The 14,912-nt window shown below is 66.7% G+C and carries 11 protein-coding genes; 5 read left to right on the top strand and 6 right to left on the bottom strand.

Features of this window, described 5'->3' with window-relative positions; genetic code table 11:
- Positions 1 to 38: 38 nt before the first annotated feature.
- Complete coding sequence (locus ACX3O0_RS08465) at positions 39 to 542, top strand: MarR family winged helix-turn-helix transcriptional regulator (protein ID WP_459093239.1); 504 nt, start codon at positions 39 to 41, stop codon at positions 540 to 542.
- Here the strand turns inward: ACX3O0_RS08465 and ACX3O0_RS08460 are convergent.
- Positions 539 to 4,375 carry a multifunctional oxoglutarate decarboxylase/oxoglutarate dehydrogenase thiamine pyrophosphate-binding subunit/dihydrolipoyllysine-residue succinyltransferase subunit gene (locus tag ACX3O0_RS08460; RefSeq protein ID WP_459108463.1) on the bottom strand — a complete coding sequence of 1,279 codons (3,837 nt, stop codon included), beginning with the start codon at positions 4,373 to 4,375 and terminating at the stop codon, positions 539 to 541. The genes ACX3O0_RS08465 and ACX3O0_RS08460 overlap by 4 nt on opposite strands.
- A 202-nt stretch (positions 4,376 to 4,577) precedes the next feature.
- Between ACX3O0_RS08460 and guaB1 the strand changes: the two genes are divergently transcribed.
- On the top strand, positions 4,578 to 6,017 hold the full coding sequence (guaB1, locus tag ACX3O0_RS08455; RefSeq protein ID WP_459107423.1) for a GMP reductase: 1,440 nt from the start codon (positions 4,578 to 4,580) through the stop codon (positions 6,015 to 6,017).
- Between the two features lie 101 nt (positions 6,018 to 6,118).
- Here the strand turns inward: guaB1 and ACX3O0_RS08450 are convergent, their stop codons facing one another.
- Entirely contained in the window at positions 6,119 to 7,117 is a 999-nt protein-coding gene (locus ACX3O0_RS08450; protein WP_459107422.1) for a hypothetical protein, read from the bottom strand.
- Between the two features lie 339 nt (positions 7,118 to 7,456).
- On the opposite strand from ACX3O0_RS08450, the gene ACX3O0_RS08445 reads away from it, so the two are divergent.
- Together ACX3O0_RS08445 and ACX3O0_RS08440 are read left to right on the top strand one after the other, a co-directional pair.
- Entirely contained in the window at positions 7,457 to 8,776 is a 1,320-nt protein-coding gene (locus ACX3O0_RS08445; protein WP_459093333.1) for a hemolysin family protein, read from the top strand.
- Positions 8,776 to 9,816, top strand: coding sequence for a hemolysin family protein (locus ACX3O0_RS08440; protein WP_459093237.1), 1,041 nt, complete (start codon positions 8,776 to 8,778; stop codon positions 9,814 to 9,816). The genes ACX3O0_RS08445 and ACX3O0_RS08440 overlap by 1 nt, the downstream gene beginning before the upstream one ends.
- A gap of 21 nt (positions 9,817 to 9,837) precedes the next feature.
- Here ACX3O0_RS08440 and ACX3O0_RS08435 read toward each other — a convergent pair whose 3' ends face one another.
- The gene (locus tag ACX3O0_RS08435; RefSeq protein ID WP_459107421.1) at positions 9,838 to 10,926 is read right to left on the bottom strand and encodes an NADH:flavin oxidoreductase/NADH oxidase; all 1,089 of its coding nucleotides are present in this window, start codon (positions 10,924 to 10,926) and stop codon (positions 9,838 to 9,840) included.
- 22 nt (positions 10,927 to 10,948) lie between these two features.
- Here ACX3O0_RS08435 and ACX3O0_RS08430 point away from each other — a divergent pair, with 22 nt between their 5' ends.
- Positions 10,949 to 11,776: an ADP-dependent NAD(P)H-hydrate dehydratase gene (locus ACX3O0_RS08430; RefSeq protein ID WP_459107420.1), complete on the top strand. Its 828-nt coding sequence runs from the start codon at positions 10,949 to 10,951 to the stop codon at positions 11,774 to 11,776.
- Positions 11,777 to 11,783: 7 nt separating this feature from the next.
- Here ACX3O0_RS08430 and ACX3O0_RS08425 read toward each other — a convergent pair whose 3' ends face one another.
- Genes ACX3O0_RS08425 through ACX3O0_RS08415 form a run of 3 tightly spaced genes read right to left on the bottom strand, consistent with a single transcriptional unit; the run spans position 11,784 to position 14,895 of the window.
- Positions 11,784 to 12,458, bottom strand: coding sequence for a response regulator (locus tag ACX3O0_RS08425; RefSeq protein ID WP_459093234.1), 675 nt, complete (start codon positions 12,456 to 12,458; stop codon positions 11,784 to 11,786).
- A gap of 29 nt (positions 12,459 to 12,487) precedes the next feature.
- On the bottom strand, positions 12,488 to 13,735 hold the full coding sequence (locus ACX3O0_RS08420; protein WP_459107419.1) for a hypothetical protein: 1,248 nt from the start codon (positions 13,733 to 13,735) through the stop codon (positions 12,488 to 12,490).
- Positions 13,732 to 14,895 carry a sensor histidine kinase gene (locus ACX3O0_RS08415; protein WP_459107418.1) on the bottom strand — a complete coding sequence of 388 codons (1,164 nt, stop codon included), beginning with the start codon at positions 14,893 to 14,895 and terminating at the stop codon, positions 13,732 to 13,734. The genes ACX3O0_RS08420 and ACX3O0_RS08415 overlap by 4 nt, the downstream gene beginning before the upstream one ends.
- Positions 14,896 to 14,912: the final 17 nt, after the last annotated feature.

The raw sequence follows: 14,912 nt of genomic DNA, 5'->3' as shown, positions 1-14,912 counted from the left end.
TCTAGTTGAATGTTCAAGTAAATGACTAGAATGGTCACATGACCGAAGAGACGAAGCCTTTTCGCTGGCTGGACGACCGCGAGCAGCGGGCTTGGCGCGCCTACCTGGTGGCCAGCAGCCGCCTGCAGGAAGTACTTGATCGCGACCTCCAGGCACAGAGCGGCATGCCGCACACGTACTACATGATCCTCGCCATGCTGTCGGAGGCCCCGGGGCACGGGATCAGGATGACCGAACTCGCCCAAGTGCTGAAATCATCCGTCTCCCGACTTTCGCACGCCGTGCGGAAGCTGGAAGAAGCCGGGTGGATCCGCCGGGATGCCGACCCCGCCGACGGCCGGGTGACTTACGCCTGCCTGACGGAGGAGGGCCTGCGGGTGCTCACGGATGCTGCCCCCGCCCACGTCACAACCGTCGTTGACAACGTCTTCGACCGGCTGAGTGAAGAACAGGTCGAACAGCTCTACGAGATCTCAGCAGCGATCCTCGGCGCAGTCTCGCCCGGGACGGACCCGGGCGAGATCCTGCGGCCCCGTCACTAGTCGATCGTCAAGGCGCGGTTGATCAGGTCAACCTGCTCCTGCGCGCTGCGCTTCGTCGAACCGGTCGCCGGTGAGGCGGATGCCGGGCGTGACGCCACCTTCAGCTCCAGGTTCTTCAGGTTGCGCAACAGCTCCATGCAGATGAACGGCCAGGCGCCCTGGTTCTCCGGCTCTTCCTGTGCCCACAGCAGCTCGGCGTTCGGGTACTGCTGAACGACCGAGACCAGCTCGCGCAGCGGGAGCGGGTAGTACTGCTCCACGCGTACCAGCGCCACATCCGTCTGGCCGCGCTTGTCGCGCTCCGCCAGCAGGTCATAGTGCAGCTTGCCGGCGTGCAGCACGATCCGCTTCACTGCCGCCTTGTCGGTGATGGACGCGTCGTCGATCACCGGCTCGAACTTGCCTGAGGTGAACGCCGCGATGTCGCTGGTGGCACCGCGAAGGCGAAGCATCGCCTTCGGGGTGAACACCACGAGGGGGCGGCGCGGACGGGCGTAAGCCTGCCTGCGCAGGAGGTGGAAGTATGACGCCGGGGTCGACGGACGCGCGACCGTCATGTTGTTCTCGGCGCACAGCTGCAGGAAACGCTCGATGCGGGCGGACGAGTGGTCCGGGCCCTGGCCCTCGTAACCGTGCGGGAGCAACAGCACGACGCTGGAACGCTGGCCCCACTTCTGCTCGGCACTGGCGATGAACTCGTCAATGACGATCTGCGCACCGTTGGAGAAGTCCCCGAACTGGGCCTCCCAGAGCACCAGCGCATCCGCTCGCTCCACCGAGTAGCCGTACTCGAAGCCCATCGCCGCATACTCGCTGAGCAGCGAGTCGTAGATCCAGAAGCGGGCCTGGTTGTCGCTCAGGTTGAGCAGCGGCAGCCACTCCTGGCCGTTCTCGCGGTCGTGGAGAACAGCGTGCCGCTGCACGAACGTTCCACGACGGCTGTCCTGGCCAGCCATCCGCACCGGGGTGCCCTCCAGCAGCAGGGATCCGAGTGCCAGCAGCTCGCCGAAGCCCCAGTCGACCCCGCCGTTGCGGCTCATGTCGACCCGCTTCTTGAGCAACTGCTGCAGCTTCGAATGAACGGTGAAGCCTGCGGGCGGGTTGTCGTGGGCGTCACCGATGGTGGTGATGACGCCTTCGGCAACGCCGGTAGTCTCCGGCTCGCCTGCACTGTCATCCCTCTGGGAGTCCGGCCGTTCGAGGTCGGACATCGCGGAATCATCCTGGATGACGATTGGCGTCGAATTCGTCTGTGCCGCGTGGGTCTCCGCGAAAGCGCGCTCCAGACGATCCTGGAAGTCGGCCTGCGCCCCGGCGTACTCCGCTTCGGTGATGTCGCCGCGACCGACCAGCGCCTCACCGTACAGCGTTCGCACTGAGCGCTTCGCCTCGATCAGGTTGTACATCAGCGGCTGCGTCATCGAGGGGTCGTCACCCTCGTTGTGGCCTCGGCGGCGGTAGCAGAGCAGGTCGACCACGACATCCTTGTGGAACTCCTGGCGGAACTCGAGCGCGAGCTCGGCCACGCGCAGGACAGCTTCAGGGTCGTCGCCGTTCACATGGAAGATCGGCGACTGGATGGTCTTGGCGACATCGGTGGAGTAGACCGAGCTTCGGCCCTCCTCCGGCGGGGTGGTGAATCCGACCTGGTTGTTGACCACCAGGTGAATGGTTCCGCCGGTGCGGTAGCCGCGCAGCTGCGACATCTGCAGGATCTCGAGCACGATTCCCTGGCCGGCCATGGCGGCGTCACCATGAATCATGATCGGTACGACCTGGAAGGTGCCGATCGGCTTACGGTCCTGCTTTGCCCGCACAATGCCTTCGAGCACACCGTCGACAGCCTCGAGGTGGGACGGGTTGGCGGCAAGGTACACCGGAATCTGGTCGCCGGTCGCGCCGGTGAAGGTGCCTTCGGTGCCCAGGTGATACTTGACGTCGCCGGACCCCTGCACGGTCCTCGGGTCTTGCGTACCCTCGAACTCTCGGAAGATCTGGCCGTAGGTCTTACCGGCGATGTTCGTCAGCACGTTGAGGCGACCGCGATGGGCCATGCCGATGGCGACCTCTTCGAGGTTGGCTTCTGCAGCGCCCTGAAGGATGCGGTCGAGCATCGCGATGATCGACTCACTGCCCTCGAGGCTGAACCGCTTCTGGCCGACGTACTTGGTCTGTAGGAAGGTTTCGAACGCTTCAGCCTCGTTGAGCTTGGCCAGGATGCGCATCTGCTCGTCGTGGGTCGGCTTGGTGTACGGCCGTTCCAGGCGGTCCTGAAGCCACTTGCGTTCATCCGGATTCTGGATGTGCATGTACTCGACGCCGACGGTACGGCAGTAGGCGTCGCGCAGCATTCCGAGGATGTCGCGCAGCAGCGCAGTGCGCTTGCCGCCGAAACCACCGGTGATGAACTCCCGGTCAAGGTCCCAGAAGCTGAGCCCGTGGGTGGCGATGTCGAGGTCGGGGTGCGAGCGCTGCACATACTCGAGCGGGTCGATGTCGGCCATCAGGTGACCGCGCACCCGGAAGGAGTTGATGAGCTCCTGCACGCGCGCCGTCTTGTCGACGGCCGACGCGAGGTCGACGTGGATGTCCGCGGCCCAGCGAATCGGCTCGTACGGGATGCGCAGGGAGGCGAAGATCTCCTCGTAGAAGCCGTGCTGGCCGATCAGGCGCTCGTGCACCATCTTCAGGAACTCGCCCGAGCCCGCCCCCTGGATGACCCGGTGGTCGTAGGTGGAGGTCAGGGTGACCGTCTTGCCGATGCCCAGGTTCGCCAGCGTCCTCGGCGACGTGCCCTGGAACTCTGCCGGGTACTCGAGGGCTCCGGCGCCGATGATGCAGCCTGCCCCCTTCATCAGACGAGGCACCGAGTGCTCGGTGCCGATGCCGCCGGGGTTGGTCAGCGAGATGGTGTTGCCCTGGTAGTCCGCCATGGTGAGCTTGTTCTCACGCGCGCGCTTGACGACATCCTCGTAGGCTCCGAGGAACTCGCCGAAGCCCATGGACTCCGTGCGCTTGATGCCCGGAACCACGAGGCTGCGGGTGCCATCCGGCTTCGGCAGGTCGATTGCGATGCCGAGGTTGATGTGCGCAGGCGAGACCACCGACGGCTTGCCGTCGATCTCGTCGTAGTAGACGTTCTGGCTCGGGAACTCTTTCAGCGTCTGGATCATGGCCCAGGCGATCAGGTGCGTGAACGAGATCTTCCCACCGCGGGCCCGCTTCATGTGGTTGTTGATCACGATGCGGTTGTCGACCATCAACTTGGCCGGCATGGTGCGCACGCTGGTCGCGGTCGGCACGGTGAGGCTGACATCCATGTTGCTGGCGATGGACTTGGCGGCGCCGCGAAGCGGGGTTACCTTGTCTTGCGGCTCTTCAGGCTCGTCCGCCGCCTGCGGTGCGCTGGCGGGCGCCTCAGCCGGGATCGGCTGCGGCCTGGCCTGGATGGATGTGGTCTTCGCAACCGGCTGCGACCCGTTCGTGGAAGCCGTTTCAGCTGCGGCGCTGGTCTCGCTGGTGCCGTTCTCACCGGTGACGGCGCGAGGTGCCTGCGGCTCCTGTGCCGGGGCGTCCTTCACGGCCTCAGCGGCGGGTTCCGGTGACTCGGAGATGGGCTCCTCTGCGGTGACCTCCGCCGTCTGCGCAGCGGTCGGCTCGGCACCGGCGGTGCCGGCGGGTGCTTGCTGCTCGGCCGGTTCGCGCGGAGTCGCTGCCTCCTGCTGGGTGCCCGCCGGGGCATCCGTCGACACTTTCGACTGGTGATAGTTCTCGAGGATCGGCCACCACGACTTGTCCACAGAATTCCTGTCGACCTTGAAGCGTTCGTACATCTCGTCAACGAGCCACTCGTTGGCTCCGAACTCCGAGGTCTCGCCCTCTGGAGTCTCTAGGCTAGGCACAGCCGACCGCCCACTCTCCGTTGTCAGTGTCTATGTCATGCATGCGGCGAAAAGCTGCCAACACGCCTGTTCAAGCGTAATCGTTTTACTGTGGGCCCGCCGACCCGCCGCCGCGGGGGCTACCCTTAAAAACATGAAGTTTTACGAGGCGGCGCCGACCCACGACCTGACCTACTCCGACGTGTTCCTGGTACCCAGCCGATCGGATGTCACCAGTCGCCTCGACGTCTCCCTCGCCACCGGCGACGGCACCGGCGCCACCATCCCCATCGTGTCGGCCAACATGAACTCGGTCACCGGGCCACGACTGGCGGCATCGCTGGCCCGTCGCGGCGGACTATCCGTGCTGCCCCAGGACATGCCGCTGCAGGAACTGGATGCCGCCATCCGCTGGGTGAAGGAACAGCCGGCCGCCTTCGACACACCGGTGCACCTGGCAGCCGACCAGACGGTGGCCGACGCGCTCGATCTTCTCCCCGCCGTTGCCGGGCACGGCATCGTGGTGAGCGACGGCGACGGGGAGTACCTCGGCTGCATTCCGGCCTCCAGGCTGGGTACCGCCCTCGAGGATGCCCGGCTCGGTGACCTGATCCACGGGCAGCTCGCCGCCATCGACGCCGACGACGTGACGGATGATCGCGCCGCTTTCGACCTGATGGTGGCCGCCGAACTCGAGTTCGCGCCCGTGCTCCACCACGGCAAGGTGATCGGAACCCTCAGTCGCCGCAGCGCCCTCCGCGGCACCCTGTACCAGCCGAACGTCGACGGCTCAGGGCGGCTTCGGGTGGCGGCGGCGGTCGGCATCAATGGCGACGTGGGGGTGAAGGCGAAGGCCCTCGCATCGGCCGGCGTCGACGTTCTCGTCCTCGACACCGCCCACGGCCACCAGGAGGCCATGGTCCGAGCCGTGCGGGAGGTTGCCGCGTTGGAGCTCGGGCTGCCCATTGTGGCGGGCAATGTGGTCTCGGCGGATGCGGTGGACGACCTGGTCGCCGCAGGCGCAACCATCGTCAAGGTGGGAGTCGGACCGGGAGCCATGTGCACGACGCGCATGATGACCGCCGTCGGTCGGCCACAATTCTCCGCCGTGCTGGAGACCGCTGAGGCGGCCCGCGCCACCGGAGCCCACGTCTGGGCTGACGGCGGTGTGCGGTACCCCCGCGATGTGGCGCTCGCGCTGGCAGCCGGGGCGGCATCCATCATGATCGGGTCGTGGTTCGCTGGCACCATCGAGGCTCCGGGGAGGCTGCAGACGGATGCGCAGGGGCGCCTCTACAAGGAAAGCTGGGGCATGGCATCCACCAAGGCGGTGCAGCAGCGGTTCGAGCGGCTCGACCCGTACGAGCTCGCCCGCAAGGAGCTGTTCGCCGAAGGAATCTCGAGCTCGAAGATCTACCTCGACCCGCTGCGGCCGTCGGTGGAGGATCTGCTCGACATGATCACCTCCGGCCTGCGCAGCTCGTTCACCTACGCGGGCGCCCGCTCGGTGGCGGAGTTCCACGAGAACGCGCTGGTCGGCATCCAGTCTGCTGCCGGCTACGAGGAGGGCAAGGCGCTCCCCGTTTCCTGGTAGGCCCGCCGGCGCTGCCTTCCCGCGCCACCATCAGCGTTCACCCGTCAGTTGCCGACACAACTGCACGCGGCGCGTGTACGAGCGTGTCCGCAACTGACGGGTTAGCGGTGGTTCGTGGGGCGCAAACCAGCCGCGAACAGCAGTGCGTACAGCCGGGGAAGCTCAAGCGCCGTCATCCAGTCCCAGCGTGAAACGTCGACCTTGGTCGCCCGGATGCGGTCCTCTCGCCGCTTCTCATCCATGAAGGCCTGGTGCGGTGTTCGGCCACCGAGGAATACGGGGTTCTTGTACTTGTCCTCTCCGTCGAATTCACCCAGAAGGCGGATGCCCGGCCACCAGAAGTCTCCGCGCCCGATGAATCCCTGCCGGTCGTAGAACTCGTGCTGAAGCTCAGGCGCAGGAAAGCCGAGGAGGTGGAATCCGCAGCGACTCAACGATTCTCCCGGCGACTCGGAAAGGTGGGTCGCGAACGCGATTGCCTTCTCCGCACGCCGCAGATTGCGCACGGGCGCGACCTGGTGCAGCGCATCCATCAGCAGGTCCTTGAACTCTGCCGCAGCCTGGGTGGCTTCCGGCGACACGAGGGACTTACTGCGCACCCCGTGATTCGCCGCCAGAGCGACGCTACGCAGGGCGTGGTCGATGCTCATCGTCGCTGACCTGAAGCCTGAGCTGAGGGCCACATCTACCAGCGTGTCGGCGAGTGAGGTGCAGGCGAGTCCGCCGATCAAGGCTGGAGTCCTGCCGGCAAGCGCCTGGTGGTATGAAACGCCATTTCGCGATCGGCCAGGAGGGTCTGCGGATACGTGACCGTTTCTGGGCCACGCGCCGAGAACGGGAAGCTCATGCAAGGCAGCTGCCGACGCGTGGCTGAAAACCGGTTGTACCGCGCGGGTTCCATCGATGGCCCGCAGTCGAAGGATGTGCCGTTCACGAGCATCCGCCTCTGCCCAGACGGCACTCTCGGCATAGGCGCCTCGCAACAGGCGACGCATGGTTCCTTTGCCCACTTCGCGCGAGAGGCTCCGAGTGTCGTAGCCGAGCCGCCGCAGATCGGATGCGAGGAGGACACCTTGTCGAGGGACGGCAACGGGATGCATGGCGCCAGCATGGTGGAACTTATGCCAGCTGCTCGTCGAAGCAAGCCCTTTCGTGGGTGCATCTTGGTTGCCCCACTTGTGCGGGACGAGTTCACCCGTCAGCTACGGACTCACCCGCTCAGGGTGCGTGTACAGCCGTGTCCGTAACTGACGGGTGGGGAGCGCCGAGGGGTGGGGACCGACGGGTGGGGACCGGCGGGTGGGGACCGGCGGGAGGTGACGGGAGGGGGCGGTCGGATCGGGCGGGCGACGGCCGCAGGGCGCTCCGCGCGGCGCATCCGGATATACTCAGTCGAATAATGGACGACCCCCCCTCTAGTTACTGTGCCGGTGGCCGCGATGTATGAGTTGCTCATGCTGGGCGCGGGTCTGATCCTCACCATCGGCACCGGACTTTTCGTCGCCTCCGAGTTCGCGCTGGTCAACCTCGACCGCCACGACCTCGAAGCGCGACAGGCTCGCGGGGAGACCAGGCTGGCGATGACGATCGCCGCCCTGAAGATCACCTCGACCCACCTCTCCAGCGCGCAGCTGGGCATCACGCTCACCACGCTGCTCACCGGCTACACGCTGGAGCCCGCCTTCAGCAGCATGCTTCGGGGGCCGTTGTCCGGCCTGGGCCTGCAAGCCGGAGCGGTCTCGGTGGTGGCGTCCATCATCGCGATCGTCATCGCCACATTGCTGTCGATGATCATCGGTGAGCTGGTCCCCAAGAATTTCGCCCTCGCGCTGCCGCTGGGCACGGCAAAGCTGGTCATCCCGTTCCAGGTGGCGTTCACCTGGGTGTTCCGCCCGGCCGTCGTGCTGCTCAACGACACGGCCAACGTCATCCTGCGGTCGATCGGAATCGAGCCGAAGGAGGAGCTGTCGTCCGCTCGCACGGCGGAGGAACTCACCTCGCTCCTGAGCCGGTCGGCGAAGGAGGGCACGCTCGAACGCGACACTGCGACACTGCTGGCCAGAACGCTGATCTTCAGCGACCACACCGCGTCGGATGTGATGACCCCACGCCCGCGAGTGGCCAGCGTCGACCGCAGCGATTCGGCGCAGGTGGTCATCGACCTGGCCAAGCGCACCGGACTGTCCCGCTTCCCGGTGATCGACGACAGCATTGACGAGGTTGTCGGCCTGGTGCACGTCAAGCAGGCCGTCGCGGTGCCGAGGGAGAAGCGGGCGGAGGTGCCGGCATCCGCTTTGCAGACGGATGCGCTGCGGGTGCCCGAGACGATGAAGCTCGACACCCTGCTGGCCGAGCTGCGTCAGCGCGGCTACCAGATGTCGATCGTGGTCGACGAGTACGGCGGCACGGCTGGCGTTGCGACCCTCGAGGACCTCGTCGAAGAGCTGGTCGGCGAGGTGTCCGACGAGCACGACCGCACCAGGGCGGGCGTGGTGCGCTCCCGCAACTGGCTGACTTTCCCCGGGATTCTCCGCCCGGATGAGCTGCGCGAGCGCGCCGATGTCGTGGTTCCGGAGGACGGCCCGTATGAGACGGTCGCCGGGTTCATCATGAGCGAGTTGGGCAGGCTTCCGGTGGTCGGGGACACGGTGACAACGGATGCCGGCGAGTTCCGGGTTGAGCGTCTCGAGGGCCGGAGGATCGACCGCGTTCGGTTCACCCCGACGGTCGAACCCGATCCTGAAGCGGGTGAGGGCTGATGTCGGATTGGTGGGGTATCGCCTGGCTGGTCATCCTGCTCGTGGTGAACGCGTTCTTCGTCGGCGCTGAGTTCGCCGTGATCTCGGCCCGGCGGTCGCAGATCGAGCCGAGGGCTGAGGCTGGTAGTCGCGCAGCGAAGACCACCCTGTTCGCGATGGAGCACGCGACCCTCATGCTCGCCACCAGCCAGTTGGGCATCACGATCTGCTCGCTGTTGATCCTCAACGTGTCTGAGCCTGCCATCCACCACATCCTGGAGGCGCCGCTGGCCCTGACCGGCTGGCACGAGGATGTCATCGGTGGCGTCGCCTTCGGAATCGCTCTGGCGATCGTCTCCTTCCTGCACGTGGTGCTCGGCGAGATGGTTCCTAAGAACCTGTCCTTCTCGCTTCCCGACCGGATGGCGCTGATTCTGGCGCCGCCGCTGGTCGCCTTCGCCACCCTGTTCCGGCCGGTAATCTTCAGCCTCAACGCGACGGCGAACGGCGTGCTGAGGTTGTTCGGCGTCGAGCCCAAGAACGAGGCGACCAGCACCTACACCTTCGATGAGGTCGCCAACATCGTTGCCCACTCCACCCGCGAGGGGGTACTGACCGACAACACCGGTGCGCTGTCGGCGGCCTTCGAATTCTCCGAGAAGAAGGCGAAGGACGTCGCTGTCGGCATGGCGAACCTCGTCAGCCTGTCTGAGGCGGCGACTCCGGCCGAGGTGGAGCGGGCTGTGGCGCAGCACGGCTTCTCGCGTTACGTGCTGGTCGGCGACGACGGTGAGCCCAGCGGCTACCTCCACCTGAAGGACGTCATCGACCTGGAGGACGCCGGCGAGTTCCACGAACCGGTGCCACCGAAGCGCATCCGCCAGCTGATCACGATTTTCCGCGAGACCGACCTGGAGGACGCCCTGGCGGCCATGCGACGCTCAGGCGTGCACCTGGCGCGGGTGTTCGATGAGGACGGTGCAACGACCGGCGTGCTCTTCCTCGAGGACATCATCGAAGAGCTGGTCGGCGAGGTCCAGGACGCAACGCGTCGCATTTAGGCAGGACGCTACGCGTCGGATCTAGCCCCGGTGCGCCCGGTGGTACTGCCGCGGTGCATAGTCGATCTCGGCTCCCAGTTCGTGCGCTGCCAGCAACGGGAAGTGTGGGTCGCGCAGCAGTTCCCGACCCATCATGACCGCGTCGGCCCGGCCTTCGGCGATGATCGCGTCGGCCTGTTTCGCCTCGGTGATCAGGCCGACGGTGCTCACCGGAACGGATGCCTGCTCCCGCACGTATTCGGCGAGTGGCACCTGGTAGCCGGGCCCGAGCGGGATGTTCGCACGGCCCAGGATCCCACCGGAGGACACGTCGAAGAGGTCGGCTCCAGCATCCGCCGCCCAACGCGCGACACGCGCCGTCTGTTCCGGGTCCCAGCCATTCTTGTCCTCTGGCGCCCAGTCGGTCGCCGACAGGCGCACGAACACGGGTACGGTCTCGCCGACTGCGGCGCGAACTGCAGAGACCACGTCGATCAGCAGCCCGGCCCGGTTCTCCAGCGTGCCACCGTAGTCATCGGTGCGGGTGTTCGACAGCGGCGAGAGGAATTGGTGGAGGAGGTAGCCGTGCGCGGCGTGCACCTCGACGACATCGAACCCGGCGGCGACGGCGCGGCGGGCGGCATCCGCGAAAGCTGTGACAATCGCGGGGAGTTCCGCGGCGTCGAGTTCCCGCGGAAGGTCGAGGGTGGCGAACGGTGCGGGGGAGGGTGCGATGGTCTGCCAGCCGCCATCGGCGACCGGGCGGGTCCCCTTGCGCGGGCCCCACTCGCGCCAGACTGACGCCTTTCGCCCGGCGTGCGCCAACTGGATGCCCGCCTGAGCGCCCTGCGAGTGGATGAAGGCGACGATGCGGGTCCAGGCGTCGCGTTGAGCATCCGTGTAGATTCCGGTGTCCTCGGCGGAGATGCGTCCCTCCGCGGTGACCGCGGTGGCCTCGGTCATGACCAGTCCGGCACCCCCGCGCGCGAATGAGCCGAGGTGCACCAGGTGCCAATCGGTGGGAACGCCGTCTTCGCGGTCGACCGAGTACTGGCACATCGGCGACACCCACAGGCGGTTTCGAAAGGTGGTCGAGCGGATGCCGTAGGGCGAGAAGAGGCCGGAAGTCACCCGATCAAACTATCGTGTCACCATGACCGGTTACCGGCAGTGGACGGATGCGGAGTCGGCGGCGCTGATCGCGGTGCCCGGCCCGGACGCAGACAAGTATTCGCGCGGCGTGCTCGGCATTGTCACCGGCTCGGAGCGGTATCCGGGTGCCGCGGTGCTCGGTGTGGAGGCGGCGATTGGCACCGGTGTCGGCATGGTCCGTTACCTGGGCGCCGCCGCCGACCTGGTGCTTCAGCGTCGTCCGGAGGCCGTCATCGTTCCCGGGCGCGTGCAGGCCTGGCTGCTCGGATCGGGGATCGACTCCGGTGACCGGGACCGGGAGACAACCGATCAACTGCTGTCCGCAATCGCGGAGGGCCTGCCGACCGTCATCGATTCCGGGGCCCTCGACCTGATCGACCGGGTGACCGGCCCGACCGTGATCACCCCGCACTTCCGGGAGCTGGCCGGCGTGCTGGGGGCGGATGCCGGCGAGGTCGCCGCTGATCCCGCACTCTGGTGTTCGCAGGCGTCAGACCGACTCGGCGTCACCGTGCTGCTCAAGGGCACCTACACCCGGGTCGCCGGCCCGGACGGTTCCCGGCTGGTGGCCGGCCCGGCGACCGGCTGGCTGGCCAGCGCGGGGACCGGGGACGTGCTCGGCGGGGTGCTGGGCGCTCTGCTGGCGACGCACTCCGAAGCCGTGTTGGCGCGTCCGGAGCTGCTGCCCAGGCTGGCCGCATCCGCCGCCCACCTTCATGCCGCTGCGGCGGAGTTGGCGAGCGCCGGCGGACCGTTGGCTGCCTTGGACGTCGCCGACGCCCTGCCGGAGGTCGTGGCGCACCTGTTGCGGACGCATCCGCCACAGTGAGTGGCTGCTAGAAGTCCGACCGCGGGAGGTCGCTGCTCAGCAGGATGCCGTCGGTGATGGCCTGCTTGCGCAGCCCCACCTTGGTGCCGACATCGATTCCGGCAATGCGGTACTTCTCGCGGATGCGCTTCAGGTACGACTTCGCGGTCTCTTCCGAGATGCCCAGCTGGTAGGCGACGGCCTTGACCGGCTCACCGCCCCCGTACAGCGCCATGACGCGTCGCTCCTGTGCGCTGAGCTTCGGTGAGCCACCGATGTCACCAGAATTGAGCGCGAGGTCGAGCTCGGCCGAGACGAACGACTCGCCCTTGGCCGCAGCGCGGATCGCCTCGACGATCATCGTCGCATCCTCGCTCTTCACCAGGTAACCCAGTGCACCGGCCGCGAGGGCCTCCCGCACCACGTTCGGGTCTGAGTACGTGCTCATCAGCACGGTCTTGACACCGGTGGTCTTCAGGGTCGAGATCTTCAGCGAGATCGGGATGTTGTCCTTGAGGTCGAGGTCGAGAAGCACGACGTCGACCGGGAACTCCGGATGAGTGAGCAGTTCCGGCCAGCTGGAGACTGCTGCCACCATGGTGAGATCGTCCGTCGCAGTGCGGACCCACTCCGTCAAGGCGCTGAGCAGCATCTTGTGGTCGTCGACTATGGCGAGCCGGATGGGGTTGGATGCTGGGAACAAGGGATTCCTATCTCTTCACTACAGGCATGCTATTGGTCTGCCGGGTTTTCCACGATGCACTGGATGTCGACACGCAGGCTGGACGACTCGACGCCATCGTTAAAGTCGCCAACGCGGCTGAGTGCTTCCCATACTGCGGGTCCCACCCGATTCCGTGCCACCCCGGTGGTGCTGACGACGACGGGAACGCAGATCTTGCCCATCGGGATTCCGGGCACAGCCGCGTTCGCCGGGCCAAGGGTGAGCTTGATGTTTGCTGGGGACTTGCGCTTCTCGCTCACCAGCAACCAGATGGCAGCGAACAATCCGTCACGCTGACCGGGGTTCAGCAGGCCGGCGAGGCTGCCGGGATCGGTAAGCACCACCGACTTCCCGAGCGTCTCGGATTCCGTGACCGCGTGGTACAGCCAGGTCTCCCGACGGCCTTCGATCAGGTGCAGGCGCAACTCGGTGGCGAGCGACGCCGCGGTCGAGGCGATCTTCGGCGTCAGCGGAAGCTTGGTGCGTCCCGTCGCGACAGAATCGAGCAGCTCTTCTGCCGCGAGGTCGAGCCTGGCCAGTTCCTCGGATGCGAGCATGCCCACCGCGAATCTCGGGGCAGACACGGTGCTCTGAACGAGTACCCGGTCCAGCTCGGTCTGCACCAGGTGGCGGAACATCCGCACCATGTACACCCCGATCAGTGGAGGCACGGCGGCCAGGGCGACGACGGCCAGCTGGGAGGGGAGGGTCTCGACCGATGGGGGCGAGCTGAGCGGGAACGCGACGGCGAACACGGCGACGAGCGCGACCGTCGGGATGAGGATGTCCCTGGTCGACCGCAACGTGACGGCGATCAGGAGCCCGGCCCCGGCGGCAGCGGATGCTGACGACCAGGCGGCGACGTTCCCGAGCGGCCAGATGGCGATGAAGTCCAGTGCGATGACGACGGCGATCATGACCAGGATGCCCGCATACATCCAGCCCGGAAGGTTTTCGCCACGGGCGGCGATGGTGACCGCGACGGTACCGAGTGACGAGATGAGCAACAACCAGGCGACGGAGACGAGGAGGATGTCCGGGTAGTGGTCGTAGGACCAGGCGAACCGGGCGAGGCCGATCAGCACCAGGAGTCCTGCGACGATGCCGGTCCCGATGCCGAGCCGTCCGGTGCCGAGCCTGGCTCCCATCGCCTTGGCCTGGCGCATGGCCCGCGTGGTCGTGGTGCCGCCCTGCCCGTTACGGCCGCGTCGGCGCCCGACGATCACGCCGAGGGTGTTCTCTTCTGTGTAGCTCACGCGCGTGGTACCTCCAGCACGACGGTGGTGCCGGCACCGGCGGCCGAGAACAGCCGGGCGCTGCCGCCGACTTCCTTGAGCCGCCCGACAACAGAGTCCTTCAGGCCGAGTCTCGCCTCGTCGACGTCTTTGATGTCGAACCCCACCCCGGAATCGGTGACCATGGCGCGGATCATGGTGTCGTCGTCGGTGATGGTGACATGGGCATCCGTCACCCCGGAGTGACGCCTGACGTTCTCCAGGCATTCCGCGAGAGCGAGCAGGAAGGCGTCGAGCACGTCGCTCGGCAGCAACACCTGCCCGGTGCCGTGCCAGCTCACCTCGAGCCCCATCCGCCCGAAACGCTGCTTCACCGATTCGAGGGTGGTTCCGAGCGCCGTCTCCTCGACCGGTTCGAGGTTGTAGTCGCCGGATGCGGACGGCATCGGCACCGTCCCCAGTCTCAACTGGCGCAGGAGCCGTGCGTCGTCTGCCGCCTGCTGCCGCATGGCCTCCGGGGCGACCCCGACACCGGAGTGCGCGAGAAGGGTGAGCGTTGCCAGCACAGTGTCGTGGAGCAGGCGGGCCGACTGGCGGCGTTGCGCCTCAGTCTCGCTGGCACGGCGCTCGGCCCGGTGGGCGCGGCCGATGCTGTAGATGCGGCGGGCGGCCAGCGGAATACTCGAACTCAGCCAATAGGCGACTATGGCGACCATCGCCCAGCCGACCATGGTGATGAACCAGACGCGGCCCAGCGTCTCCCCGGTTGCCGTCCAGGAGACCACGGCGGTCGTCGCTGCCACCGCGACAAGGAGTGCCAGCATCCGGATCCGGGTGTCGAGAAGGACCATCGCGAACGCTGCCACGCCCCCGCCGGTGAGCGGGATGATCGCGGTCAGGGTTGCGGAGCTTGCCGGTTCGGTGAACGGGTAGAGGGTGGCGGCCACGATGCCGAGCCCGGCGGCGATACCCCCGAGCACCAGCGGCAGCGCCCTGGTCGCGGCCACGAAGTAGAGACTGGCCAGCAGGGCGATGAACAGGGGGACGATTGCGACGAGACGCCCCGGCTCGACAACGCCGGGCACGAGGAAGATCGCCAAGGAGACGATGCTGAAGCTCATGCCAACCATCCGTGAAGACCGCTGCAGGAGCCGATCCCGTTCCTTGGCAAGGGTTTCCACCGTGCAATAGTCACATA

This window comes from Homoserinimonas sp. A447 (assembly GCF_054489325.1).
This window is presented reverse-complemented; position numbering and strand designations above follow the sequence as displayed.

Bases quoted from the DNA above. Each gene is read 5' to 3' on its own strand.
- ACX3O0_RS08430 (WP_459107420.1), top strand. From the start codon at position 10,949: ATGACCGGTTACCGGCAGTGGACGGATGCGGAGTCGGCGGCGCTGATC.
- guaB1 (WP_459107423.1), top strand. From the start codon at position 4,578: ATGAAGTTTTACGAGGCGGCGCCGACCCACGACCTGACCTACTCCGAC.
- ACX3O0_RS08465 (WP_459093239.1), top strand. From the start codon at position 39: ATGACCGAAGAGACGAAGCCTTTTCGCTGGCTGGACGACCGCGAGCAG.
- ACX3O0_RS08440 (WP_459093237.1), top strand. From the start codon at position 8,776: ATGTCGGATTGGTGGGGTATCGCCTGGCTGGTCATCCTGCTCGTGGTG.
- ACX3O0_RS08450 (WP_459107422.1), bottom strand. From the start codon at position 7,117: ATGCATCCCGTTGCCGTCCCTCGACAAGGTGTCCTCCTCGCATCCGAT.
- ACX3O0_RS08460 (WP_459108463.1), bottom strand. From the start codon at position 4,375: ATGTACGAACGCTTCAAGGTCGACAGGAATTCTGTGGACAAGTCGTGG.
- ACX3O0_RS08445 (WP_459093333.1), top strand. From the start codon at position 7,457: ATGTATGAGTTGCTCATGCTGGGCGCGGGTCTGATCCTCACCATCGGC.